This window comes from Ilyobacter sp. (assembly GCF_041583315.1).
Classification (GTDB): Bacteria; Fusobacteriota; Fusobacteriia; order Fusobacteriales; family Fusobacteriaceae; genus Ilyobacter.
Genome location: NZ_JBFHGC010000465.1, coordinates 1 through 2,317, shown reverse-complemented (window position 1 = coordinate 2,317; position 2,317 = coordinate 1). Strand labels below are relative to the sequence as shown.

Below are 2,317 nucleotides of genomic sequence, written 5' to 3'. Positions count from 1 at the left end.
TGACACATGAAATCCTTATGAAAATATACATAGGCCAGCAGAGTTCCCACCTTTGCAGGATAGCAGAACCAGTGATGTTCATTTACAGAGGCTTCTGACAGTGGAGATGTAAAGACCTCCTCTGCTATTCCCTCTCTCTTGTTTTTTTTGGGATAGATGATAAAAGGAGGCTCTAGAATTATAGTTTCTATAAAAGGGACTCTTTCAAGAAAAGAGTATTCATGAGGACATGGCCACTTCACTTCATTTACAATAAGTCCAGCATTGGCACCTGCAGGGAGCTGACGGTAGACCCTGTGCTGATAGCCTATGACAGTCTCCTCTATACGTCTGTATACGCCTAGGATCATGTTACTGAAGTTGTTGTTTGCCTCTATAAATCCCACATTCTGCAGACCCTCTCCCTGTCTTCTGTTTGACACCACAGAATATCTTTCCAGCTTTCTCCAGAAGGAATATATTCCCTCAATAAGCTCTACAAAGTATTCTTTTTCGTCAAAGTACAGGGCATATTTTGAATCTATTTTTGAGATATCTTCCACCTGCAGGACCAAAAGCAGCTTGAAAACAACTATAAGGTTGTCCACCATGTCGTCAAAATTATTATCCGATCTTTTTATAAAGTAGTTGTATACGGCATTGTCCTTATTTTTTATAATTTCCATGTATGAGGTCAAAACCGTCTTAAATGCCTGGCTGTCAAGGAGTTTTTCTCTCGTGTCGCAATACTTGGCAGTGAAGTTTATGATGGCACTCTGTCTGCTAAGCAGAAACTCTTTTCTCATTATTAATCCTCCTTTTCCACATAAAGATATTATATTTAAAAATCAGTTGAGCTTATTATAACTAGTATTACTTTTCCCCGGTGAAAAGTAATGCAATTTAAAAAAATCAATGGAAAAATATACTGTAACTCTATCAGTAATTATAGTATATTTTTATTTAAAAAGTATATATAAAATAAAAGCAGTTGTCAACGGAGAGTTCCATGTAAAAAAAGCCCTAAAAGACAGGGGAATGAAGTTAGACAAACAAATTTGTTTATGATATAATGAGGAATCTTTGTTAAAAATTCATTGGTTAATGAGAAACATAAAGAAAATGCAGGTTGATCTCTAAAAAATGAGGTCAGCTTTATTTTTCAAAGGTAGTCGGGGAGGTATAGATGTCTGTTTTTTATGATACAGTTGCCAAAGAGCTGAAAATAAAGGCTCATCAGGTAGAAAACACTATAAAACTTTTAGACGAAGGTGCTACGGTTCCCTTTGTGGCAAGATACAGAAAAGAGCTTACAGGGGATCTCGATGAAACAGTTATCAGAGATATTCTTGAAAGAATGAATTACCTCAGAAACCTTCAGAAAAGGAAGGAAGAGGTGCTTAAAAGTATAGAGGAGCAGGACAAGCTGACAGAGGAACTGAAAGGTAAAATTCTGAAGGCTGAAAAACTCCAGGAGGTAGAGGATCTCTATCTTCCATACAAAAGAAAGAAAAAAACCAAGGCAGATATAGCCAAGGATCAGGGTCTAGAGCCTCTTGCAAAGCTGGCTTTGGGAAGATTAACTTACGACGAGCTCCTGAAAAAATCAGAGGAGTTTTTGTCAGAAGACGTAAAGACTACAGAAGAAGCTATAGAAGGTGTAAAGCTGATCTTAGCCCAGGAGAACTCAGAGAATCCTCTGTTTAGAGAGGAGATCAGAGGAAGAATGCAAAAATCCGCATCTCTTTATTCCAAGGCCACAAAAAAAGCACCTGAGCTGGATATAAAACAGGTCTACAGGGATTACTATGAATATAATGAGGCTGTTTCAAAAATACCTTCCCACAGAATACTGGCTGTGAACAGAGGGGAAAATGAAAAGATACTCAATGTTTCAATAAAATTTGACGATAAGACAAGATCATTCATTGAGAATATGATTTTGAGGGAGTATAAAAATCAAGGTCTGAAGGACTTCTACCTTGAGATAATAAAGGATTCCCTTGACAGACTTATTCTGCCTTCCATAGAGAGGGAGGTAAGAAACATTCTTACAGAAAAGGCCGAGGGAGAATCAATAGAGTCTTTCAAAGAAAATCTGAAAAATCTTCTTATGCAGCCGCCTCTTCAGGATAAAAATATTTTGGGATTAGACCCGGCTTACAGGACGGGGTGCAAAACTGTAGTTATAGATAAGGATGGTTTTTTCAAATGTGATGATGTCCTTTATCTGGTAGAGGGAATGCACAACCCGAAGCAGCTGGAACAGGCGAAGAATAAAATAATAAAATATATAGATCAGTACGACATAGATATAATAGCCATTGGAAACGGTACC

Annotated in this window: 1 protein-coding gene and 1 pseudogene; one reads left to right on the top strand and one right to left on the bottom strand. The window is 37.5% G+C overall.

Going from position 1 to position 2,317, the window contains the following annotated elements:
• Positions 1–785 (bottom strand): annotated as a pseudogene (locus tag ABZA26_RS12980) (phosphoenolpyruvate carboxykinase); the annotation flags it as partial.
• Between the two features lie 380 nt (positions 786–1,165).
• On the opposite strand from ABZA26_RS12980, the gene ABZA26_RS12975 reads away from it, so the two are divergent.
• A partial coding sequence (locus tag ABZA26_RS12975) for a Tex-like N-terminal domain-containing protein (protein ID WP_372714930.1) occupies positions 1,166–2,317 on the top strand: 1,152 nt, incomplete at its 3' end.